23 protein-coding genes and 1 tRNA gene are annotated in these 22541 nt (G+C 67.8%); 11 read left to right on the top strand and 13 right to left on the bottom strand.

Translation table 11 applies throughout. The annotated features are described in order from the left end of the window. Nucleotides 1-6: 6 nt before the first annotated feature. Both ACZ7LU_RS23650 and ACZ7LU_RS23645 read right to left on the bottom strand, forming a co-directional pair. Nucleotides 7-1215 carry a hypothetical protein gene (locus ACZ7LU_RS23650; RefSeq protein WP_471917927.1) on the bottom strand — a complete coding sequence of 403 codons (1209 nt, stop codon included), beginning with the start codon at nt 1213-1215 and terminating at the stop codon, nt 7-9. Nucleotides 1216-1699: 484 nt separating this feature from the next. After that, nucleotides 1700-1828, bottom strand: coding sequence for a DLW-39 family protein (locus tag ACZ7LU_RS23645; protein WP_003999697.1), 129 nt, complete (start codon nt 1826-1828; stop codon nt 1700-1702). Between the two features lie 323 nt (nt 1829-2151). On the opposite strand from ACZ7LU_RS23645, the gene ACZ7LU_RS23640 reads away from it, so the two are divergent. Further along, nucleotides 2152-2487 (top strand): DUF6344 domain-containing protein, encoded by a 336-nt coding sequence (locus ACZ7LU_RS23640; RefSeq protein WP_471917926.1) that lies wholly within the window; start codon nt 2152-2154, stop codon nt 2485-2487. 480 nt (nt 2488-2967) lie between these two features. Here the strand turns inward: ACZ7LU_RS23640 and ACZ7LU_RS23635 are convergent, their stop codons facing one another. From ACZ7LU_RS23635 to ACZ7LU_RS23625, 3 genes are all read right to left on the bottom strand, one after another. Next, a complete protein-coding gene (locus ACZ7LU_RS23635) occupies nt 2968-3204 on the bottom strand; it encodes a GntR family transcriptional regulator (protein WP_471917925.1) in 237 nt (78 codons plus the stop codon). 1719 nt (nt 3205-4923) lie between these two features. Beyond that, nucleotides 4924-5487 (bottom strand): GNAT family N-acetyltransferase, encoded by a 564-nt coding sequence (locus tag ACZ7LU_RS23630; protein WP_471917924.1) that lies wholly within the window; start codon nt 5485-5487, stop codon nt 4924-4926. After that, complete coding sequence (locus ACZ7LU_RS23625; protein WP_471917923.1) at nt 5484-6257, bottom strand: GntR family transcriptional regulator; 774 nt, start codon at nt 6255-6257, stop codon at nt 5484-5486. The genes ACZ7LU_RS23630 and ACZ7LU_RS23625 overlap by 4 nt, the downstream gene beginning before the upstream one ends. Nucleotides 6258-6413: 156 nt before the next feature. On the opposite strand from ACZ7LU_RS23625, the gene ACZ7LU_RS23620 reads away from it, so the two are divergent. The 10 genes from ACZ7LU_RS23620 to ACZ7LU_RS23575 all read left to right on the top strand — a co-directional run bounded on the left by ACZ7LU_RS23620 (nt 6414) and on the right by ACZ7LU_RS23575 (nt 12580). Next, a complete protein-coding gene (locus ACZ7LU_RS23620; RefSeq protein ID WP_471917922.1) occupies nt 6414-6743 on the top strand; it encodes an SCO3933 family regulatory protein in 330 nt (109 codons plus the stop codon). 3 nt (nt 6744-6746) lie between these two features. Next, nucleotides 6747-8081, top strand: a complete 1335-nt coding sequence (locus ACZ7LU_RS23615) for an FtsK/SpoIIIE domain-containing protein (RefSeq protein ID WP_471917921.1) — start codon at nt 6747-6749, stop codon at nt 8079-8081. An 85-nt stretch (nt 8082-8166) separates the two neighbouring features. Beyond that, the gene (locus tag ACZ7LU_RS23610; RefSeq protein ID WP_471917920.1) at nt 8167-8853 is read left to right on the top strand and encodes a DUF2637 domain-containing protein; all 687 of its coding nucleotides are present in this window, start codon (nt 8167-8169) and stop codon (nt 8851-8853) included. A gap of 20 nt (nt 8854-8873) precedes the next feature. Then, the gene (locus ACZ7LU_RS23605) at nt 8874-9062 is read left to right on the top strand and encodes a mobile element transfer protein (RefSeq protein ID WP_471917919.1); all 189 of its coding nucleotides are present in this window, start codon (nt 8874-8876) and stop codon (nt 9060-9062) included. Between the two features lie 8 nt (nt 9063-9070). After that, nucleotides 9071-9226, top strand: coding sequence for a hypothetical protein (locus tag ACZ7LU_RS23600; protein WP_471917918.1), 156 nt, complete (start codon nt 9071-9073; stop codon nt 9224-9226). Nucleotides 9227-9248: 22 nt separating this feature from the next. Continuing rightward, entirely contained in the window at nt 9249-9563 is a 315-nt protein-coding gene (locus tag ACZ7LU_RS23595; protein WP_471917917.1) for a SpdD-like protein, read from the top strand. 93 nt (nt 9564-9656) lie between these two features. Continuing rightward, the gene (locus ACZ7LU_RS23590; RefSeq protein WP_471917916.1) at nt 9657-9839 is read left to right on the top strand and encodes a hypothetical protein; all 183 of its coding nucleotides are present in this window, start codon (nt 9657-9659) and stop codon (nt 9837-9839) included. 7 nt (nt 9840-9846) lie between these two features. Continuing rightward, nucleotides 9847-11241, top strand: a complete 1395-nt coding sequence (gene repSA / locus ACZ7LU_RS23585; RefSeq protein ID WP_471917915.1) for a replication initiator protein RepSA — start codon at nt 9847-9849, stop codon at nt 11239-11241. Next, nucleotides 11238-11426 (top strand): helix-turn-helix domain-containing protein, encoded by a 189-nt coding sequence (locus ACZ7LU_RS23580; protein WP_471917914.1) that lies wholly within the window; start codon nt 11238-11240, stop codon nt 11424-11426. The genes repSA and ACZ7LU_RS23580 overlap by 4 nt, the downstream gene beginning before the upstream one ends. Continuing rightward, nucleotides 11426-12580, top strand: coding sequence for a tyrosine-type recombinase/integrase (locus tag ACZ7LU_RS23575; RefSeq protein WP_471917913.1), 1155 nt, complete (start codon nt 11426-11428; stop codon nt 12578-12580). Before ACZ7LU_RS23580 ends, ACZ7LU_RS23575 begins: the two co-directional genes overlap by 1 nt. 55 nt (nt 12581-12635) lie before the next feature. On the opposite strand, the gene ACZ7LU_RS23570 is transcribed toward ACZ7LU_RS23575, so the two are convergent. The 8 genes from ACZ7LU_RS23570 to dnaN form a co-directional block, all read right to left on the bottom strand. Further along, nucleotides 12636-12712: transfer RNA gene (locus ACZ7LU_RS23570), tRNA-Ile, on the bottom strand. A gap of 120 nt (nt 12713-12832) precedes the next feature. Continuing rightward, on the bottom strand, nt 12833-13552 hold the full coding sequence (locus tag ACZ7LU_RS23565; RefSeq protein ID WP_471917912.1) for a DUF3566 domain-containing protein: 720 nt from the start codon (nt 13550-13552) through the stop codon (nt 12833-12835). 18 nt (nt 13553-13570) lie between these two features. Further along, complete coding sequence (gene gyrA / locus ACZ7LU_RS23560) at nt 13571-16174, bottom strand: DNA gyrase subunit A (RefSeq protein ID WP_398301867.1); 2604 nt, start codon at nt 16172-16174, stop codon at nt 13571-13573. Nucleotides 16175-16217: 43 nt separating this feature from the next. Beyond that, nucleotides 16218-18287 (bottom strand): DNA topoisomerase (ATP-hydrolyzing) subunit B, encoded by a 2070-nt coding sequence (gene gyrB, locus ACZ7LU_RS23555; protein ID WP_398301865.1) that lies wholly within the window; start codon nt 18285-18287, stop codon nt 16218-16220. A 265-nt stretch (nt 18288-18552) separates the two neighbouring features. Continuing rightward, nucleotides 18553-19116: a DciA family protein gene (locus ACZ7LU_RS23550; RefSeq protein WP_471917911.1), complete on the bottom strand. Its 564-nt coding sequence runs from the start codon at nt 19114-19116 to the stop codon at nt 18553-18555. Continuing rightward, nucleotides 19113-20234 (bottom strand): DNA replication/repair protein RecF, encoded by a 1122-nt coding sequence (recF, locus tag ACZ7LU_RS23545; protein WP_471917910.1) that lies wholly within the window; start codon nt 20232-20234, stop codon nt 19113-19115. Before recF ends, ACZ7LU_RS23550 begins: the two co-directional genes overlap by 4 nt. 81 nt (nt 20235-20315) lie before the next feature. Next, the gene (gnd, locus tag ACZ7LU_RS23540) at nt 20316-21200 is read right to left on the bottom strand and encodes a phosphogluconate dehydrogenase (NAD(+)-dependent, decarboxylating) (protein ID WP_398301859.1); all 885 of its coding nucleotides are present in this window, start codon (nt 21198-21200) and stop codon (nt 20316-20318) included. 89 nt (nt 21201-21289) lie between these two features. Beyond that, a complete protein-coding gene (gene dnaN, locus ACZ7LU_RS23535; RefSeq protein ID WP_150169944.1) occupies nt 21290-22420 on the bottom strand; it encodes a DNA polymerase III subunit beta in 1131 nt (376 codons plus the stop codon). Between the last annotated feature and the right edge of the window lie 121 nt (nt 22421-22541).

The raw sequence follows: 22541 nt of genomic DNA, 5'->3' as shown, positions 1-22541 counted from the left end.
CCGCCCTCACCAGCCCCGTGGCGGCCCGAACTGCCCGGACTGCGCGGCCACGGGCGCCGATGCTGCCGCCGATGCCGATTCCGCTTCGGATGCACTCGACGCCCTACGCCGCGCGATCAGCGTCCACAAGCCGAGGACCGCGAGCAGGACCACCCCGGTCCCGACGCCCCCGGCGGCGATGACCACCATCAGCCCGTCGTCGTCCCCACCAGAACTCGCACCGGGCCCGGTCGCCGTCTCCCCGCGCTCCGCCGCCGCCGTGTCCCGCTCCGTGACGCCGAAATTCTCGGCGGGCTCGGGCGTTCCCGCGTACGAGGGCCCGGGCCGCGGCGACCCGTCGACGTCCACCCGTAGCGTCAGTTCCAGCGGGGCGGCGCCGAACTTCTCCGCAACGTCCGGGCTGAGGTGGACCGCCAGGTAGTACCAGCCGGCGAAGCGCATGGCGGCGACTTCGTCGGTGAGGGCGAAGCGGTTCTCGTACGCGACCGGCGGCAGCGGGTCCAGGACCGTGGACTTCTGCCTGCCGTCGTACGCCGTGTCAGCGTCGTCGACCTGCGCACGCACCGGGTTGGACAGTGACACGACCAACGCGGATGAGACGTACCCCGAGTCCCGAGCCACCCCGCGACCGGCTCCACCCGAACTGCCGAGCTCCGCCGCAACCGACAGTTGCTGACCCCAGTCGACCGGGACGCGGTAGAAGAGGGTCTCCCCGGGCGCGATGTCGGCCCCCCACACCCCTTTCTCTAGCCCCCGGGCCGTGTTGAAGCTCGTGCCGCCCCCGCGATGCTTCCGCTCTCCCGACGGGAGCACAGGAGCCGCGGAGTTCCAAGACTCCGGCGCAGCGGTCGCGCTTCCCTTCCGCAGCCTGGGCTCTGACGCCACGTGCAGTTCCAGATCCCAGGTCTCCAGAGCGGCACTGGAGGCTCTGGCCCGCTCGACAAGCACGTAATACGTACCCGCGCCTCTGCAGCTCTTCTCGTCGGGGCCGACCCTGCGCACTGCGGTGGCCGTGATCGGGCGCGGGCTCTCCGAAGAGCCGAACCGCGCCTCTTCCGCCTCCAGAGGGCTGCAGTTGTTGCCGTCGGGATCCTGTACGGACACCTTGACCCCGTCGGCGTAGGAGACCCTCGTACCGAGCTTCGGGACAGCCGTGACCGAGACGTACACGCTGTCCTCCGCCCTGAGCTCCAGGCGGTAAAAACGCTGCCCCACGCGCGGGAGGGAGCTTTTGTACGTCTTACCGGGGCTGAGCCGAGGCCCTTCGACATTGCTCGTCGCGCCCTCGACTGTCTCGACGCCCTCGGCAAAGGCGTACGGGCCGGGAGACGGCCCCGCAGTCACGCCCTGACCCGTGGCACCAGCCAGGCCCATGGCCCCGGCCTGCCGCATGGCCCCGGCCTGCCCTGAACCCACCGCCACCACGCACAACGCCGCGACCACAGCCACAGCCGAGCCCCCGCTCAGCCTCCACCTCCGCCGCCCCATCACGCGTCACCCCTCGCCGCGAACCCAGCCGTCCCACCCATCCCGACCGTCCTGCCCGCCGACCGACGCGCGGACACCACCACGAGCCCACCACCGACGCAACTGCGCCACCCGCGCGTTTGCGTACGCAAGCACTCAATTAACAAACGCGAACAGCACAAAGCCCCGGCCGCAAAAGCGACCGGGGCCTGTAAGTGACTGTTGTCGGTACTCACGAACCCGTGGGCACGGAGTCAGTCGCCTCCGTCCACAGATCCTGCTCGGCGCGATCCGCCTGGATCTGGCGGTACACGAGGAGCCCGCCGATGGCGGCCAGTGCGACCAGGAGAAGCTTCTTCACCGCGCGACCTCGTCTTTCCTTGACGTAGGGGACTTCTGGCGCCCGACTATACACACCGAGCGATATCGATCGGTGACCTGGATCCGCCCCAACTCCCGCCCTGCGCGGCGCAGTCGAAACGGACCTCGACACTCCGCCCGGACCCCGCCCCGACTGTGACTTTCGCCGCTTTGCCCCTTTCTCGGCTTTCTCGGCGCTCTTGCGGCCATCCGGGTGGTGTTCATCTGAACATCCACGCGCCACGAGCGTCGGTCCACCACTCTCAGCCCCACATACACATCATGAGGAAAGTACGCAAATCGCCCAACCCGAATTGAGGGGCCATGACCGGCAACAAGGCCGTGAAGCTGTGGACCACGATCGTCACCGCCTTCCTCGCGCTCTTCGCCGCGCTGGGACTCACCACGACGGCCACCGCGGCCACGGCGGTACAGGAGACCACGAACGCACGCAACGCCACGGCGTGCGTGACCGCGCCGATGACGGCCCTCTGGGCTGCAGCGTACGAACGGTCCTTGCCGCCGACGATGAAGCAGCGCATCCGCGCCGAGGCCCACGGCTCGTCCCCGAGTTGCCGGCACCTGCCGCCCACGGACATGGACGCGGACACCGAGACCGAGTCCCCCGCGCATGAGCCGGTCCTCGCCTCGGAGCCGTAACCCCGGCCCCGCGCCCAGGGCACACGCCCTCGTAAACCTCAGAAGACCCCCGGCCGCCACAGGCCGGGGGTCTTCTTCATTAGCTGCCGCTTCACTGGCTGCCGCATCACTGGCTATTGGCCGCCGCCTCGCCTGTCCCCGACGAGAGCCACAAGGGGAGCCCGGCCAGCTCCCCTGAAGAGCAGAGGAAGGGCAGGCACAGGAAGAGCACAGACAGAAGGAGCACAGGAGGAGCTCAGAAGCCCCCCCCGGAAACGCCAGAACCCCCAACCGTGACCGGTTGGGGGTTCCGTGCTGGTGGGGCTAACAGGATTTGAACCTGTGGCCTCATCCTTATCAGGTCGATCATGGGGCACCGATGGGCTTGGCTCTCGGCTGCTTAGCAGCCTGGCACTGGTCGCCGTGGTGCGGCTCGGTCCGCCCGGGTACGCCGTTGTTGGTGTCAGACGTTGATGTCAGACATCAGCGTCCGCTTGACAGCTAGGGCTTGGGCAACTCGGTGACGAAGGTTCCGATGCCCGGCTGCATCTGCGCCAGCCCAGCGTCTCGCAGCTCGGTGAGGACGCGCCGGGCGGTCATCTGCGCGATACCGAACTCACCCTGGATCGCGAGAACGCCCGGCAGCTGGCTTCCAGGCGGGTACTCGCCGTCGGCAATCCGCTGCTCAAGAATCGCGTACACCTGCTTCCAGCGCGGGATATCCGGCTTCCAGTCCATGATCCGAAGCTAGGCAGTACAAGCCTGATCGGCGAGACGAGATTGCCTGTCTGGCCTAGCTACCCTAGCTACCTAGCTCTACGCTGCGGGAACGCATCGCCCCTGCGGCCGCGCGAACGACCCAGGGGCATGGACGACTGACAAGGAGTCGACGTGGACGAGGGTACGCAGGGTAAGAACGCTCGGAACAGCCCGAGCGCGGCCGCTATGGAGCCTGGCAGCTACGGCTACTGCTCATGGCACCGCGGCTATAGCGCAGGCGTCCGCGTCATCAACGTGGTGGAACAGGGCTCTGGCCCCGGGGGTGTGCAGTTCGCTTGCCGCCCCTGTCTCGACGAGCACGGCCTGGTCCCGTTCGCCGACCGGCCATGACCGAGACCTGGCGGCCGAAGCCGCCGCACGTCAACAAGCTCAACGGCTGGCAGTACCTCGGCTGGCACTGCTGCTGGTGTGATGAGCCGATCTGGGAAGGGGCCAGATCGGCTGGCCGCGCCGAAGGGCACTGCGGTGCGCACGACTTGTCCATCGAGGTGTACGAGTGCGGCCCGCACTGCCCGAAGCGCCCGTTGCAAACCGGAGGGGACGCCTGCAGCACACATCCTCATCCTTGAAGACACAGACTGGTGCACATTCGGTGGGCATGATGGACCGATGCAGGACGCCCACCTCGTGCAAGTCCTGACCACTGCCACTGGCGTGGGAGGGACCCTGGCTGCAGCGCTCTTAACTCAAGTCTTCACCAGACGAACAGAACGAGAGCGCTATCAGCGGGAAGACCGGTCACGTTGGCTAGCCGAACGGCAACGAGTAGCCGCGAAGTTCCTATCTGGAGCTCTCTCGCTGGAGCGGGCACTCTGGTCGAGCTGTGCACACCTGGACAGGGAAACGCGCGCAGAGAGGCTCCCCGGCCACACGAGTCTTCTTCTCACGCCCGAAGAGGGCATCCCCGGCGTACTTGACTCGCTGACGCGTCGCATTTTGATCGAGGACCTCGAAGCGGCAGCTGAGAAACACGATGAACTCGAACAACTCACGGCTGAGATCACACTTATTGGGACCGCCCAGGAAGCATCCGCCGCATCCGAGGTCCATGACGGCCTCGGCATGGTGATCATCCACCTTGAGGCGTTCGCACCATTCGACGTGGCTGCGGACCTGGTTGAAGAGTGCCGTACGGCCAGAGACTGGTTCGCTGAAGCGGCTCGACATAGCTTGCGAGTTGAGGGGGACTACCACCCTCCGGACATACAACGGCCACGTCGCTAAGTCCCTGCCTCAACCCACCACCTTCCTAGCTCCCATCCCGTCCGCCGTCGACCCACACACCGTGGAGCGGGCGTGGTTCAGGGCGTCAAGGTGGAGCGCGCCACTGTACGAACGACCTTGACGCCCTGGGCCGCGTCCGCTCGGCTCTGCCTGGGTCGATGGCGGACGGGATGGGAGCTCCCCACGCCAACCCCATCAGGCCGGCACTCGCAAGCGGCGCCCCCGCCATCCCAGAGTCAGAGCGCCCCCGCCGGAGGCATGTCCTTGACCGGAACCGCCGTGGCTGCGGTGCTCGCCTTATGGCCCTGGGCCCTATCCATGTGTGGGCGGGCGTTGGCGCAGCCGGGGCGGAGCGGGCCGGAGGCAGGAGCGGCGCCCCGAGCGGAGCCAGGAGCCCGCCCGGCGGAGCGGAGCGCAGCCGGGGCTTGATGAGGTAGAGAAACTTGTAACAGCTCAGGCGTTCAGGGGCTCGGGGCTAGGTGTCTCGTCGGTGAGGCCGTGCTCGGTCTCCGAGGTGGCACGTTGGGCTAGCCAGCCTGAGACACGTGGTCCGCCGTTGACGGCGTTGCCTTGTAGAACAGTGCGCACATGCTGAAAGCCCTGGGCCAAGTAGTAGCGCTGGAGCGGCTCGTTCGTCGTCCACGCGTCGAGGCGAATCCACTTGGCGCCTGCTCGGTACCCGCGGCTGCTCGCCCAATCCAGCAACCGACCGCCCCAGTTCTCGCCTGCGTAGTCCCGTGACACCGTCAGCTTGTTGACGAACAACGACGGCTCGGCCAACTCCTCCACCGTCCACAACCCCTCTTCCGCTTCGGGGGTGAGGGTGATGGTTCCGGCAGTCCTTGCACCGTCCCTGAGCATGAACACGGTGCCCTGCTCGATGGTCTTCAGCAGCCGATCGGCAGGATAGGGACGGCTCCACTGGTCAATGCCGAGACGGCTTATCCAGGCTGCGGCCTCCTGCCGAAAGGCGAGCAGATGTTGCAGATCCTCAGGGGTAGCGCTGGTGATCTTCACTCGGATCCGTCCCCGTCCCAGCCGGACAGATCGCCGATCTCGTAGTTCATCCGGTTCAGATCCCCGCGCAACGTCGTGATCGTGCACCGGATCGGGCGGTCGTGTGAGTAGCCCGTCCGAGTCCAGAGCATCACGGGTACACCTGCCCCCATCTCCAAGAGCCGTGCCTCGTCGGGCGTGGGCATGCGGGTCGACAGCTCGTCGCGATAGCCGATCTGCTCGATGCCCAAGCTCTTGAGGTAGCGCGTCGTGCCCTCGGCGATATCGCCCGGCTCTCCTAGGCGCGGGGCCTCGGCCAGGAGCCAGTCCGGGTAGTGCGTGGCCTGGGTCGACCAAGGGACGTTGTCCACGAACCGGTGGCAGAACCGCAGCACCGAACGCGAACCGGTCTCGATCTTCAAGCGCGTCGCGACGTACTCAGGTGTCGTGGTGAGCTCGACGCGGAAAGTCTGGTGGGGGTGTCGCCCCGCGTTGGTTACATCGGTGGAGAACGCGTCTCCGTTCTGCGGGAACGTCAGGTTCTCGAAGCGCGATGCGTTCAGCTCGAAGACTTCGTGCTTGCGTACCTCGTAGCCAAGGCCCTGGCTAGACGCGATAAGGCCTTGCCCGACTAGCAAGTTCAGACCCGACCGCACGGTGTTGCGCGAGGCGTCGAACCTTGCCGACAACTCGGCCTCGGAGGGCAGCCGAGAACCAGGCCCGTAGGTGCCGTTGTCGATCTCCCGACGCAGCGCGTCGGCCACCTGCTGGTACTTCGGCTGCTTGCTCATGCCTCCATCATGACGCACTCGGTCAACTTGTCGGTACATGTTTGCGTGAAGTGCTTGACGTCTCACCCTCGGTGGATCACTCTCTACGTATCAGCTTGTACCCACAAGTTGAGCAAGGGGTCCAAAGGGCCTGAGTCTGAATCCAAGGGGACAGTTATGCCTTCCTTCAAGATCGACCTTTCGACCGCCGTGGTGTTCGTGGCGACCGCGCCGGAACCGAAGATGGCTAACAAGAAGACCGGTGAGCGTGCCGTTGACCGTGAGACGAACGCGCCGCTGTCGACGGTGGGCCTGCTGGTCTCGGACGAGGGAGACGGGAACCTCTACCAGGTCACCGTCCTGGAGACGGGCATCCCGGAAGAGGGCCTGACGCCGGGGACACCGGTGAAGGTGGTCGGCCTCAAGGCCCGTGACTGGGAGAACGAGTTCAACGGCCAGAAGCGCCACGGCATCTCGTTCCGCGCGACCGCGATCATGGCGGCCTGAGTCATGGCTGACGTGATCACCTGGTTAGAAGCGGGCGGCGCGACAGCGGTTGCCGGTGGCACCGCCTACGCCCGGGTCCGCGCACCGCGTCTGTACTGGGCAACGGTGGGTCTGCCGATGACCTGGGGCCGGTTCGCCTTCTCGTACCGGAACACGATGGATGTCTGTGGGCTGACGGTCCAGCCGTCCGGCTTCCGGGCGTTCATGTCGCGCCGGATCGCTCGTGAGGTGCGGCCGGTCGCTCCGAGGATCCGCCGTGTGCGGGTCACCTCGACCGGTCTTCGAGTGACGCTGCGGCTGCCCGCCGGTATGGAGCCCGCAGACCTGGCGGCGGCCTCGGAACGGTTGCGGCATGCCTGGGGCGTCCACGCGGTCCACGTGATCGCCACCAAGCCTGGCTACGTTGAGCTGCGGATGACCGGCTTCGACGTGCTGAATCGGGTGCGGATGCCCCGTAAGGCCATACCGCGCGGGCTGGTGGTGCCCGTTGCGCTTCGGGACGACGGGACCGCGTACGAACGGGACTATCGCAAGATCCCGCACGCGCTCACGCTGGGGGCGAACCAGTCCGGCAAGTCGATGTATCAGCGCAACCTGATCAAGGGCCTGGCGGAACTGCCCATCGCGCTGGTGGGGATCGACTGCAAGCGCGGTGTGGAGCAGTCCCGCTACGCCCCGCGCCTCTCCGCTCTCGCGACAAACCCCGATGATGCCGCTTCCCTGATCGATGTGCTGGTAGCGGAGATGGAAGACCGCTTCGATCTGCTGGCAAAGCACGGCGTCTCGGATGTGTGGGAATTGCCCGGGGATGCGCTTCCGGCACCGGTGGTGGTTCTGGTCGACGAAATCGCGGAACTGTTCCTGATCTCCTCCAAGAAGGATGAGGAACGGCGCGAGCGCATCGTCACCGGGCTGATCCGCCTTGCCCAGCTCTCTCGCGCGGTCGGCATCTACCTGGAGATCTGCGGCCAGCGGTTCGGCTCCGAGCTGGGAAAGGGGGCCACCATGCTCCGCGCCCAGCTCACCGGCCGCGTGGTCCATCGGGTCAACGACAAGCAGACCGCCGAGATGGGCCTGAACGATGTGGCCCCCGAATCCGTCCCGGCCGCGTGCACGATTCCCGCTGACCGACCCGGGCAGGCCGTCGTTGCTGACTCCTCCGGCGGCTGGGGTCGCATCCGCACCCCGCTGATCTCGGTGGAGGACACCGTGGCGGTCTGCCGGGCGTCCGCTCACCTGATCCCGGACCTTCCGGCCCTGGAGCCCTTCCGCCCGGCGGTCCCGGTCCCGGCGTCGGCAGTGCCGCCCATGCCGACCACGGCCCCGGCCATTCCTTGACACCCCTGCACCACCGGTCGGCGTGACCGCCTCGCGCCACGTCCTTACCCCTCCCATGCCTGAACACGGAAGGAGGTGACGAATCATGAAGCGTTCGTTCCGTCCGGACGCCGTGCTCATCCAAGCCGTGATCGCCGGGGCACTGTCCTTCTCCCACCTGCATGACCTGGCTGAGGCTGCCGGTCAGACCGGCTGGCAAGCCTGGGCCTATCCGGTCAGTGTCGACCTGCTCTTGGTCGCGTCCTGGCGACGTCTGCGGACCGTCCGCAAGGACCGCGCGGCCTGGACCTGGTTCGTGATCGCCCTGTTCGCCTCGCTCGGCGCCAACATCGCCACCGCCGGACTCCTCGACCTGGATGCCGTTCCGGCCTGGCTGCGCATCTTGGTCGCCGGATGGCCTGCGCTGGCCTTCCTCGGCGGCACGCTCCTGGTCCACGCCCCCGCCGAAACGGCCCCGGCCCCGACGCCCGACCTCCACGAGCCCGGTGAGGGATCGCCCGCAGTCGACCTGCACCGAACCGACACCGTGCCTCAACTCGACGTCGCGGAGCAGCTGGAACCGGCGGTGGAACCTCCTACCGCTGCTCCGGCTCCACCGCCGGTTCCGGCCCCGGTGACAGTCCCGCCGGCACTTCTCGACCACGCCCGTCAACTCGCCGAACGCCACCGCACAGCCACCGGTAGCTCGCTCCCGGTCGCAGACCTGCGGGCTCAACTCGGGCTTCCGGCACCAGTCGTCGACTCCATCGCTGCGCAACTCCAACTCGCCTGAGCAGAAAGGATTTCCCGCTCGTGACCTCTTACCGCCGCTTCCGCGACGCCCGCCAGTTCGGCCCGGTGCAGGTCGCCACCTTCTACGACGGCCGTGGGCGTGACCGCCACACCGCCGCTTGCACCGCGCCCCGCTGTGACTTCTCCGCGGAGTACGACAACCGCTCCGCCGCCGAACTCGCCGCCCGCACCCACCGCTGCAACGCCTAGGAGACCTCGTGGACGTCCCGCTCTGGCTCGCCCTGCTCGCCGTCGGAGTCCTCGGCATCAAGCTCGTCCGCCCGCCGTGGTGGCTCGTCGCCCTGCTCCTGCTCGGCGGTTACCTCATCGCCGACAGCTTCCTGAGCCCCACCGTCGACTCCCTCATCAACTGACTCTGCAGAGAAGAGATCACCGATGTTCACGCCCAAGATCCCGGCCAACGAGATGCCGACCGGCGAGATCATCCCGGTCATCACCACCGCCGTGCACGGCCACCCGCAGACCCCGGCTGCCTGCCACTGCCACCACCCGGCGCCCGTCCCCACCCGGCCCTCGCGCCCGGCTGTACAGGTCACCCCCGCCACCGTGCTCACCGGAGCGGCCGTGGTCCTGGTCGTCGGTGCCGTGCTCGTCTCCATGCTCCTGGCCGTCGCCATCACCGCGGGCTCGCTCGCCATCGTCGCCTTGGTCGTGCGCTCGCTCATGAAGAACGAGACCAAGCGCCGTTAACGGCTCCCGGAGCGGCCTCAACCGCCAAGTTTCCGCCGCTCCGGGCGCCTGCACCTCTTCCAGATCCAACGGACCCGAAAGGGAAGAACCATCATGCCCCAGCACGCCCCGAACTGTCCGGTCTGCCGTGACTGCGACGGCTTCTCCACGGTGGCTATCACCACCGGCGCCCGGCACCGCGACGGCTCCCGCGTGACCGTCCGCGCCACCTGCCGCGCCTGCAACGGCACCGGCCACACCGCTCCGGTCGCCACGCTCACCCGCACCGGACGGTGACCGAGCGATGACCGACTCCGCCACGATGGCGGGCCTGGACCCGGCCACCCTCGCCGATGTGTTGAGGGTGGCCGGTTCCCCGGGCTTCGACCGCGTTCAGGACCAGATCCGCCGCACCGGTGGCTGCTCTGACCCGATCCACCTGCACGGCACCACCGTTATCCGTGACCGGACCACAGGCCAAGTGCTGTATGCCTACTCCACCGACACCGAACCCGGCGGCAAGCTCCGAGTGGCCTGCGGCAACCGCCGCGCCTCGCGCTGCCCCTCTTGTGCCTGGACCTATGCGGGCGACACCTACCACCTGATCCGCGCCGGACTGATCGGTGACCCGGCCAAGGGCACCCCGCCCACCATCCGCGAACACCCCCGCGTCTTCGCCACCCTCACCGCCCCCAGCTTCGGCCCCGTCCACAACCGGCCCGGCAATCGCCCCTGCCGCTGCGGCGCCCGTCACCCCGAGGACGCTCCCGAGTTGGGCACGCCGCTTGACCCCGAGACGTATGACTACGCGGGCTCGGTGCTGTGGAACAACCACGCCACCGAGCTGTGGCGCTTCTTCACCATCTACCTGCGCCGTGAGATCGCCGCTCGCGCTGGCCTGACCCAGAAGGCAGCCAAGGAACAGTCCCGGCTCTCCTTCGGCAAGGTCGCCGAGTACCAGAAGCGCGGCGCTATCCACTTCCATGCCGTGATCCGCTTTGACGGCCCGGAAGGACCCGACACCCCGCCCCCGCACTGGGCGACCCTCGCGCTGCTGACCGATGCCGTCCGCGCTGCGGCTGCTCGCGTCCGCGTTGACCTGGACGCTGTCGGCGACCACTCGGCCCGCGTCCTGTGCTGGGGCGACCGGCTCGACGTGCAGCCGATCAAAGCTTTCGGGGACGGCTCGGAGATCACGGAACAGGCTGTGGCCTCCTACGTCGCGAAGTACGCGACCAAAGCCGCTGAGACCACCGGCACGGTGGACCGCCGCATCGGTAACAAGGAAGCTCTCGACCTGCTCGGCGTGCCCGACCACCCCCGGCGGCTCATCGAGGCATGCCTTGACCTGCACCACGCCTACCCGGACCGCAAGCTCCGCGACTGGGCGCACATGCTCGGCTTCCGTGGCCACTTCAGCTCGAAGTCCCGCCGCTACTCCACCACCCTCGGCGCCCTCCGTCAGGTCCGCGCCGACTACCGCGCCGCCCAGCACCGCGCCGCCCTCGACCTGCCCGACCCGGCCGACATCCCCAAGGGGACCTCGCTCACCCTCGCGCACTGGACCTATGCCGGCCACGGACACACCCCCGGCGAATCCTGGCTGGCAGCCAACATCCGACGCGACATCGAGCAGAACCGCGAACTTGCCCGCGAGGAGAAAGCCGCTCTCCTCGACCTGGAAGGAGAGACCCCGTGACCACCGCCGTCCCCGAGCTGCTGACCGTGCCGGAGGTCATGGCGCGACTGAAGGTAGGCCGAACCAAGGTGTACGACCTGATCCGCACGCACCGCCTGGTGTCCATCAAGGTCGACGGGTGCCGCCGCATCCCGGACCATGCGATCCGCGACTTCATCACCGGCCAGATCGGGGAGGCTGCCTGATGGCGAAGCGTCGGCCCAACGGCGGCGGCACGATCACCAAGCGATCGGACGGGCGCTACCAGGGTGCTGCCTACGTGACCAACACGGACGGCCACCGGGTCCGCAAGTACGTCTACGGCCGGACCTGGGACGAGACCAACGAAAAGCTCGGCAAGCTTCAGGATCAGGAGCGGAACGGCATTCCGGTGCCTTCACGTGCTTGGACGGTCGGCGAATGGCTCGCGTACTGGATCAAGCACATCGTCGAACCGAACCTGGAGTTCAACACCTACTCCAAGTACGAGTCCAAGGTCCGGCTCTACCTCTGTCCACACCTGGGGAAAAGGCCGCTCATCCGCCTTTCGGCCGCACAGGTGCGGGTCTTCATGGCGGCGCTCGCAGCCGACGAGATCCCGGCCGCGACACGGTTCGAGGTGCTGCGCACGTTGCGGAACGCGCTGAACCGCGCGATCAAGGAAGAGATCCTGACCCGTAATGTGGCGCTGCTGGTGGACATGCCGAAGGTCGGCAAGGAGAGGGCCAAGCCGTGGAATCCCCAGGAAGCGGTCACCTTCCTGCGGTCCTCTCGCGCCCATCGGCTGTTCGCCGCGTTCGTCCTGGTGCTGGTCTTGGGTCTGCGGCGAAGTGAGGTGCTGGGGCTGCGCTGGCAGGACGTCGATTTCGAGTACCGCCAGTTCACACCGGTCAAGCAGGTTCAGCGGGTGCGTGGGGAGCTGGTCCTCAAGGATCTCAAGACAGAGTCCTCCCATGCTGCTCTGCCGCTGCCCGGGTTCTGCGCTCGGGTCCTGGAGGAACGCCGCTATCTGCAAGACCTGGAACGACAGATTGCCGGTGACCACTGGGAACAGGCGCCGGATGCAGACCTGATCTTCTCGGAGCGGCACGGCGGGATGATCGAACCCCGCGGCTTCTCCCGTACCTTCGGCGCCCTGGTGAAGCGCTCCAGGGTCCGGCGGATCACGGTCCGGCTCGCCCGGCACACCTGCGGCAGCTTGCTCGCCTACCTGAAGGTGCACCCCAAGGTCGCGCAAGTGATCCTTCGGCATAGCCAGATCAGCATGACCATGGACGTGTACACCCACCTGGTCGGCGACGAGCAGCGTGAGGCCACCGATCTCCTGGCCGAACTGCTGGAAGATCCACTGATCGGCTGATGTCACCCGTAGATGTCAAAGACCCCCAACCATGATCGGTTGGGGGTCTTTGCGCTGGTGGGGCTAACAGGATTTGAACCTGTGGCCTCATCCTTATCAGGGATGCGCTCTAACCAACTGAGCTATAGCCCCGCCGCGCTGCGGTGTATGTCCCGCGCGCTGACCTCTGAAGATTAGCGCACCTGGGCGCCAGTCCCAAAATCGATACCCGCGCGCGGGGAGGGCGGCCACGAAGGCACAGCTACGAGAGAGCTACTCGTCCTCGGCCAGGGTCAGCTCGACGCCGCCCACGAAGCCCGCGGAGAGGTTGTAGATGAAGGCGCCCAGCGTCGCCAGAGCCGTCGCCAGGACGACGTCGATGACCGCGATGATCGTCGTGAACATCAGGACGCGCGGCAGCGACAGGAAGGACTGCAGGTCGAAGCCGTTGGACTCGTTCGATCCTGTCGCCTCGGAGATCGTGCCGCCGACCGTGGAGAAGACGCCCATCGCGTCCATGACCATCCACAGGACGGCCGCCGCGACGATCGTGCAGATGCCGAGCGCGATGGAGAGCAGGAAGCTGACCTTCATCACCGACCAGGGGTCGGCCTTGGCCACCCGGAGCCGCGCCTTGCGCGTGCGCGGCGTGGTGCGCGCCCCGGTGCGCGGCAGGCGCGCACCACCGGCCTGAGCGCCCTGCTGATACGCCTGGGGCGGATGGTACGGCTGGGACGACTGCTGCTGGGGCTGTCGCTCCCCCGGCAGCGCCCCACTCGCCTTCTTCTTGTTCTTGCCCTTGCCCGCCGTGTACGAGGCGTCGTACTGGTCTGCGGCCTGACCAGCGGTCTCTGGCCCTCGGGTGTCCGTCACAGTCCCCCCCTGGGATCCATGAGACTCGTCTGAGTCGTGTGCATCAGTGGCGGAGCCACGGGCACCTTCCGTGCCGGTAGTGCCGGTCCGATTCGCCCCGGCGCCCGTGGCTCCACTCACGATGACTCACTCCTCGCGCTACTCGGCCGAGGAGTCCATGCCCTCGTCCGTACCGGCGGCCGGCTCGGCACCGTCCGATTCGTCGACGACGATGTCCCCGTCGACTTCTTCGGCCTCGCGCCCGGCCTCGGCGTTACGAGCGATACCGACCACGGCATCGCGCTTGCCCAGGTTGATCAGTTGGACGCCCATGGTGTCACGGCCCGTCTCCCTGATCTCGTTGACTCGCGTACGAATCACACCGCCGGACAGCGTGATGGCGAGGATCTCGTCGGTCTCCTCGACCACCAGGGCGCCGACGAGCGAGCCGCGGTCCTCCACGATCTTGGCGGCCTTGATGCCGAGGCCACCGCGACCCTGGACGCGGTACTCGTCGACGTTGGTCCGCTTCGCGTACCCACCGTCGGTGGCGGTGAACACGAACGTACCTGGACGAACGACATTCATCGAGAGCAGCTCGTCGCCGTCGCGGAAACTCATTCCCTTGACGCCCGAAGTGGCGCGGCCCATCGGGCGCAGCGCGTCGTCCGTTGCGGTGAACCGGATCGACTGGGCCTTCTTGCTGATGAGCAGCAGGTCGTCCTCGGCCGATACGAGCTCGGCACCGATCAGTTCGTCGTCCGAACCGTCCTCCGTCTCGCGGAGGTTGATGGCGATGACGCCACCCGACCGCGGCGAGTCGTAGTCCTTCAGAGAGGTCTTCTTGACCAGGCCGCCCTTGGTGGCGAGCACCAGGTAGGGCACCGCTTCGTAGTCACGGATCGCGAGGATCTCGGCGATCTGCTCGTCCGGCTGGAAGGCGAGGAGGTTGGCGACGTGCTGGCCGCGGGCCTCGCGGCCGGCGTCGGGCAGCTCGTACGCCTTAGCGCGGTAGACGCGGCCCTTGTTCGTGAAGAACAGCAGCCAGTGGTGCGTCGTCGACACGAAGAAGTGGTCGACGATGTCGTCCTGCTTCAGCTTCGTGCCGCGCACGCCCTTGCCGCCGCGCTTCTGCGAGCGGTAGTCCTCCGTCTTGGTGCGCTTGATGTAGCCGCCGCGCGTGATGGTGACGACGATGTCCTCTTCGGCGATCAGGTCCTCCATGGACATGTCGCCGTCGAAGGGCACCAGGGCGGAGCGACGGTCCTCGCCGAACTTGTCGACGATCGCCGCGAGCTCGTCGCTGATGATCTGGCGCTGCTTCTGGGGAGAGGCCAGGATCGAGTTGTACTCGTTGATCTTCGCCTGGAGCTCGTCGTGCTCGGCGACGATCTTCTGGCGCTCCAGGGCGGCGAGCCGGCGCAGCTGCATCTCGAGGATGGCGTTGGCCTGGATCTCGTCGATCGAGAGGAGGCCCATGAGGCCCTCGCGCGCGATGTCGACGGTCTGGCTGCCGCGGATGAGCGCGATGACCTCGTCGATGGCGTCCAGGGCCTTGAGGAGGCCGCGCAGGATGTGCGCCCGCTCCTCGGCCTTGCGCAGCCGGAACTTCGTGCGCCGGACGATGACCTCGACCTGGTGCGTCACCCAGTGGCGGATGAACGCGTCCAGGGAGAGGGTGCGCGGCACACCGTCGACCAGGGCCAGCATGTTGGCGCTGAAGTTCGACTGCAGGTCGGTGTGCTTGTAGAGGTTGTTCAGGACGACCTTGGCGACCGCGTCACGCTTCAGGACGATGACGAGGCGCTGGCCGGTGCGCGAGGACGACTCGTCGCGGACGTCGGCGATGCCGCCGACCTTGCCGTCCTTGACCAGGTCGGCGATCTTCTGCGCGAGGTTGTCGGGGTTGGTCTGGTACGGCAGCTCGGTGACGACCAGGCACTGGCGGTTCTGGATCTCCTCGACCGCGACGACCGCGCGCATCGTGATGGAGCCACGGCCCGTGCGGTACGCCTCCTCGATGCCCTTGCGGCCCACTACCAGGGCACCGGTCGGGAAGTCGGGGCCCTTGATGCGCTCGATGAGGGCGTCGAGCAGCTCCTCGTGCGAGGCGTCGGGGTGCTCCAGGGCCCACTGCGCGCCCGCCGCGACCTCGCGGAGGTTGTGCGGCGGGATGTTGGTGGCCATGCCGACCGCGATGCCCGCCGAACCGTTGATCAGCAGGTTCGGGAAGCGCGCGGGCAGGACCGTCGGCTCCTGGTTGCGGCCGTCGTAGTTGTCCGTGAAGTCGACGGTCTCCTCGTCGATGTCACGGACCATCTCCATGGCCAGCGGCGCCATCTTGCACTCGGTGTACCGCATGGCGGCCGCCGGGTCGTTGCCCGGGGAGCCGAAGTTGCCGTTGGAGTCCACCAGCGGCATCCGCATCGACCACGGCTGGGCGAGGCGCACCAGGGCGTCGTAGATGGAGGAGTCGCCGTGCGGGTGGTACGTGCCCATGACGTCGCCGACGACGCGGGCGCACTTATAGAAGCCCTTCTCGGGGCGGTAGCCGCCGTCGTACATCGCGTACAGGACGCGGCGGTGGACGGGCTTCAGACCGTCGCGTACGTCGGGCAGCGCGCGGGACACGATGACGGACATCGCGTAATCGAGGTACGAGCGCTGCATCTCCGTCTCGAGCCCGACGGGCTCGACACGCATGCCCACACCAGGAACGGCGGGTTCCTCTTCGGGCGTCACAGGGGTGTTCTCGTCGGCCATTGCTGGTCAAAGTCCTTTCGAGGTGCGGCTTGTACGGGCCGACTCAGATGTCGAGGAAACGGACGTCCTTGGCATTGCGCTGGATGAACGAGCGCCGTGCCTCGACGTCCTCTCCCATCAGCACCGAGAAGAGGTCGTCGGCCTGTGCCGCGTCGTCCAGGGTCACCTGGCCGAGCACGCGGTGCTCCTGGTCCATCGTGGTGATGCGGAGCTCCTCGGCGTTCATCTCGCCGAGACCCTTGAAGCGCTGGACCGAGTCGTCCCTGATGCGCTTGCCGGCCTGGCGGCCGAGCTCCACCAGGGCGTCGCGCTCTCGGTCGGAGTACGCGTACTGGAAGTCGTCCCGCGACCACTTGATCTTGTAGAGCGGCGGGCGCGACAGGTAGATGTGCCCGTGCTCGACCAGCGGCCGCATGAAGCGGAAGAGGAACGTCAGGAGCAGCGTGTTGATGTGCTGGCCGTCGACGTCGGCGTCCGCCATCAGGATGATCTTGTGATAGCGGAGCTTCTCGATGTCGAAGTCCTCGTGCACACCGGTGCCGAAGGCCGAGATGAGGGCCTGGACTTCCTGGTTGTGCAGGATCTTGTCGACGCGCGCCTTCTCGACGTTCAGGATCTTGCCCCGGATGGGCAGGATCGCCTGGTACATCGGGTCGCGGCCGGACTTCGCCGAACCACCGGCGGAGTCACCCTCGACGATGAAGATCTCGCACTTGGTGGGGTCGTTCGACTGGCAGTCGCTGAGCTTGCCGGGCAGCGACGCCGTCTCCAGCAGGCCCTTGCGGCGGGTCAGGTCGCGCGCCTTGCGGGCGGCCACGCGCGCGGTGGCGGCCTGGATGCCCTTGCGGATGATGTCCGCGGCCTCGTTGGGGTTCCGGTCGAACCAGTCCGTGAGGTGCTCGTGCACGACCTTCTGGACGAAGGTCTTCGCCTCCGTATTGCCCAGCTTGGTCTTCGTCTGGCCCTCGAACTGCGGCTCACCGAGCTTGACCGAGATGATCGCGGTCAGACCCTCGCGAATGTCCTCACCGGTGAGGTTGTCGTCCTTCTCGCGGAGGAGCTTCTTCTCGCGCGCGTAGCGGTTCACCAGGCCCGTCAGAGCGGCCCTGAAGCCCTCTTCGTGCGTACCGCCCTCGTGCGTGTGGATCGTGTTCGCGAAGGAGTACACGCCTTCGGTGTACTGCGAGTTCCACTGCATCGCGATCTCGACCGAGAGCAAGCGCTCCTTGTCCTCGGCCTCGACGTCGATGACGGTCGGGTGGACGACCTCGCCCTTGCGGGAGTTGAGGTACTTCACGAAGTCGACGATGCCGCCTTCGTAGTGGTACGTGACCGTGCGGGCCTCGGCGGCCTCGTCGTCGGTCGCCTCGGCCGAGTCGGCACCCGCCGTGGCCTTCGCCGAGTCGCGCTCATCAGTGAGTTTGATCGTCAAACCCTTGTTGAGGAACGCCATCTCCTGGAAACGCCGTGCCAGCGTCTCGAAGGAGTACTCGGTCGTCTCGAAGACGTCCGGGTCGGCCCAGAAGGTGACCGTGGTACCCGACTCCTCGACCCGCTCGTGCTTGGCGAGCGGGGCCGTCGGCACACCCAGCTTGTAGTCCTGGGTCCAGCGGTAGCCGTCGCGCTTGATGTCGACGGCGAGCTTGGTCGACAGGGCGTTCACCACGGAGACGCCGACGCCGTGCAGACCACCGGAGACGGCGTAGCCACCGCCGCCGAACTTGCCGCCCGCGTGCAGCACGGTCAGGACGACCTCGACGGCGGGCTTCTTCTCCACGGGGTGCATGTCGACCGGGATGCCTCGGCCGTTGTCGACCACGCGCACGCCGCCGTCCGCGAGGATCGTGACGTCGATCGTGTCCGCGTGGCCGGCGAGGGCCTCGTCCACGGAGTTGTCCACGACTTCCTGCACCAAGTGGTGCAGGCCGCGCTCACCGGTCGAACCGATGTACATGCCGGGTCGCTTGCGGACCGCGTCCAGACCCTCGAGGACGGTGATCGCGCTGGCGTCGTACGAGGGCGGTGCCTCGACGTTCTCGCCGGCGGCGGTGGACGGGATGTTCTCGTTGGGGTTGCCGGAATCGGCCACGAAGCGCCCTTTCTGGCACAGCACAAGCCAAGCTCCCGGCGGTGGCCGGAGCGGCTGCGTCGTTCAGCGATAGTCAGCGTTGCTCGGTGCGTCCCACAAGTGGGGCGGGATTAGCTTCCAGTCTACCGGTAGCGCTGACAGTGATGGGGGTTTGCCGGTACCTGAGTCCTCACGTGCCGCCCTGAACCGGGCTCGGCCGACTCCCCATATGCGGCCCAGGGCTCCAGAACGCTCACAGCGGCACTCAGCGCTTCGAGCCGTCAACCGCCAGCAACCGTCACCGACGGGCTCAGCCGTAGGTGTCGCCGGGGCCCGTGCTACCGGGTGCGCGCAAGGGTCCGAAGCGGCGCGGGGGGCCTCCGGGACCGAGGACCTTGATGAGGCGCACGGTGCCGTGGCCCAGGTCCTCGTTGAGGCGTGCGACCAGCTGGGGGGCCATGAGACGCAGCTGGGTGGCCCACGCCGTGGAGTCGCACTGCACGGTCAGGACACGCTCGTCCTCGTCGTACCGCTGCGGTACGCAGTGGTTGGCCAGGTCGTCGCCGACGATCTGCGGCCAGCGGCCCATCACGCCGCCCACCGCGGCCGGCGTCTCCCAGCCGCGCTCGGTGATCAGACGGTTGATCGCGGAACCGAGCGGCAGCGGATCGCGCCCGTCCGCACGCGCGCCGGACCGCAGTCCGCCGCGCCGGGCCTGCTTCTTCTGCTGCGCGGCGTCCCCACGCGCGCGTGCCTGTTCCTTGGCGGCACGCAGGGCGACCCTGGCGAGATCGACACCGGAGGGCTCGGGTTTCTTCGGGGTCCCCGCGGCGGTGTCCTTGGAGGCGCCCTCGGCAGGCTCTTGGGAGCTCATACGCGGTCCACCGCGCCGTCCGCCACCGTGTACCGCGTGCCGGTGAGCACTCCCGGGACGTCGTCGTCGACCGCGGCCGTGACCAACACCTGCTCGCCGGGGGCCACCAGCTCCGCGAGCCGCTCCCTGCGGCGCGCGTCCAGCTCCGCGAAGACGTCGTCGAGGACGAGCACCGGCTCGTTGCCCTCGGCCCTGAGCAGGTCGTACGAGGCCAGGCGCAGCGACAGGGCGTACGACCAGGACTCGCCGTGGCTCGCGTACCCCTTCGCGGGGAGCTGGCCCAGCTTGAGCAGCAGGTCGTCGCGGTGCGGGCCGATCAGCGTGACGCCCCGCTCGATCTCCTGCTTGCGGGCCTCTTCCAGGGCGGCGATCAGCTGCTCGTAGAGCGCCTCTCGGGTGTCCCCGTCGCCGGGTGCCGAGGGCTTGTACTCCAGAGAGACGGGACCGCCGCCGGGTGCCAGCTGTTCGTACACCTTGTCGGCCAGCGGCTGCAGCGCGGAGATCAGGTCGAGCCGCTGGGCGAGCAGCTCGGCTCCCGCGCGCGCGAGGTGCTGGTCCCAGACGTCGAGCGTGGACAGGTCCATGGAGCGGCCGCCGTGCCGGCGGGCGAGCGCGGCGGACTTCAGGAGGGTGTTGCGCTGCTTCAGGACCCGGTCGTAGTCGGAGCGGACCCCGGCCATGCGTGGGGAGCGCGCGGTGATCAGCTCGTCGAGAAAGCGCCGGCGCTCACCGGGGTCGCCCTTGATCAACGCGAGGTCCTCGGGCGCGAACAGCACCGTGCGGACGATGCCCAGCACGTCGCGCGGTCTGACCTGCGAGGACCGGTTGATACGGGCGCGGTTGGCGCGGCCGGGATTGAGTTCGAGCTCGATCATCTGGGACCGCTCGCCCTGGGTGACGGCGGCCCGGATGACGGCCCGCTCCGCGCCCATGCGGACGAGGGGCGCGTCCGAGGAGACCCGGTGGCTGCCGAGCGTGGCGAGATAGCCGACGGCCTCGACGAGGTTGGTCTTGCCCTGTCCGTTCGGGCCCACGAACGCGGTGACGCCCGGGTCGAGAGGGACCTCGACCCGGGCGTACGAGCGGAAGTCGGCCAGCGAGAGATGCGTGACGTGCATGGTGTGCGCCGACCTCCCCCGGCCTACTTCACTTGCTGAGAGGCCTGTGCACAACGGCTGCGGTTGCGCACAGGCTGTGGATCAGTGCTCGCTCTTGGACTCCACCGCGTGGCCACCGAACTGGTTGCGCAGCGCGGCGATCATCTTCATCTGCGGGGAGTCGTCCTGGCGCGAGGCGAACCGGGCGAAGAGCGAGGCCGTGATCGCGGGCAGCGGCACGGCGTTGTCGATGGCGGCCTCCACCGTCCACCGGCCCTCTCCGGAGTCCTGCGCGAAGCCGCGCAGCTTCTCCAGGTGCTCGTCGTCGTCCAGGGCGTTGACCGCGAGGTCGAGCAGCCAGGAACGGATGACCGTACCCTCCTGCCAGGAGCGGAAGACCTCACGGACGTCCGTGACCGAGTCGACCTTCTCCAGGAGCTCCCAGCCCTCGGCGTAGGCCTGCATCATGGCGTACTCGATGCCGTTGTGGACCATCTTCGCGAAGTGGCCCGCGCCGACCTTGCCCGCGTGCACGGAGCCGAAGTCGCCCTCCGGCTTCAGGGCGTCGAAGATGGGCTGCACCTTGGCGACGTCGTCCGCGTCGCCGCCGTACATCAAGGCGTAGCCGTTCTTGAGGCCCCAGACGCCGCCGGAGACGCCGCAGTCGACGAAGCCGATGCCCTTGGCCTTCAGCTCCTCGGCGTGCTTCTCGTCGTCGGTCCAGCGGGAGTTTCCGCCGTCCACGACGACGTCGCCGGGCTGCAGCAGCTCGGAGAGTTCGTCGATGGTGGACTGGGTCGCGGCCCCTGCCGGGACCATCACCCACACCACCCGCGGGCCCTTGAGTTTGCCCACAAGCTCTTCGAGGCTGGGGACATCCGCGAGGTCCGGGTTGCGGTCGTATCCGATGACGGTGTGACCTGCGCGGCGGATGCGCTCGCGCATGTTGCCGCCCATCTTGCCGAGGCCGACGAGACCGAGCTCCATCAGAGGTTCCTTCACTAGCGAGGTGGCGTTACGGCACTTTCGTACCTGCGTCCGAGCCTACGCCCGGACGCACGCACACACCTGTGGGCTCAGCCGCTCAGACGTACAGGCATGATCAGGTACTTGTAGGCCTCGTCCGCCTCGGCGTCCACGGCCGGCTTGCCGCTCAGCAGCGCGGGCTTCGTCGACGTGGTGAAGGAGAGCTGGGCGACCGGCGAGTCGATGGCGCTGAGGCCGTCGAGCAGGAACGTCGGGTTGAAGGCGATGGAGATGTCGTCGCCGTCCAGCTGGGCGTCGACCCTTTCCACAGCCTGTGCGTCGTCGCTGGAGCCCGCCTCCAGGATCAGCACGCCCTGCTCGAAGCTGAGCCGCACCGGAGTGTTGCGCTCGGCCACCAGGGCCACACGCTTGACGGCCTCTACGAAGGGAGCGGTTTCGATCACAGCGACCGAGTTGAACTCGGTGGGGAACAGCGTGCGGTACTTCGGCAGGTCGCCCTCGAGGAGACGCGTGGTCGTACGCCGACCGGCGCCCTCGAAGCCGATGAGGCCCTCGCCGGCACCGGAGCCCGACAGGGCCAGGGTGACCGTGTCGCCGCTCGTGAGGGCCTTGGCGGTGTCCAGGAGCGTCTTGGCGGGCACCAGGGCCACCGCGGACGCCTCGGGGTTCTCCGGCTTCCACAGGAACTCACGGACCGCGAAGCGGTAGCGGTCGGTGGAGGCCAGGGTGACCGTGTCGCCCTCGATCTCGATGCGCACACCGGTCAGCACCGGCAGCGTGTCGTCACGGCCCGCGGCGATGGCCACCTGGGAGGCGGCGGAGGCGAAGACCTCACCGGGGACGGTGCCCGTGGCGGTCGGCATCTGCGGCAGCGCGGGGTACTCCTCCACAGGAAGCGTGTGGAGTGTGAATCGCGAGGAGCCGCAGACGACCGTCGCCCGTACACCGTCTGTGGAGATCTCCACCGGGCGGTTGGGGAGGGCGCGGCAGATGTCCGCGAGCAGGCGGCCCGACACGAGGACGGTGCCTTCCTCGTCGATCTCGGCGTCCACCGAGACGCGTGCCGAGACCTCGTAGTCGAAGCTCGACAGGCTCAGTGCGCCTTCCTCGGCCTTCAGCAGCAGGCCTGCGAGGACGGGCGCAGGCGGCCGGGCCGGGAGGCTGCGCGCCGCCCAGGCCACCGCCTCCGCGAGTACGTCGCGTTCAACCCGGATCTTCACCTAAGCCGCCCTCCTGCTGTTGCTGGCTGCTCTCGCCCGCTGGGCCTGTGGCCCTCGTCGTCTGACTCGGTGTCTCTCAGCCATGCCGTGGGAAGGACACCGGGGACCAGTCTGACGCACT

The sequence above is a fragment of the Streptomyces sp. NPDC039462 genome, assembly GCF_055639375.1.
The sequence above is the reverse complement of the archived record's forward strand: the minus strand, read 5'-3'. Positions and strand labels throughout refer to the sequence as shown.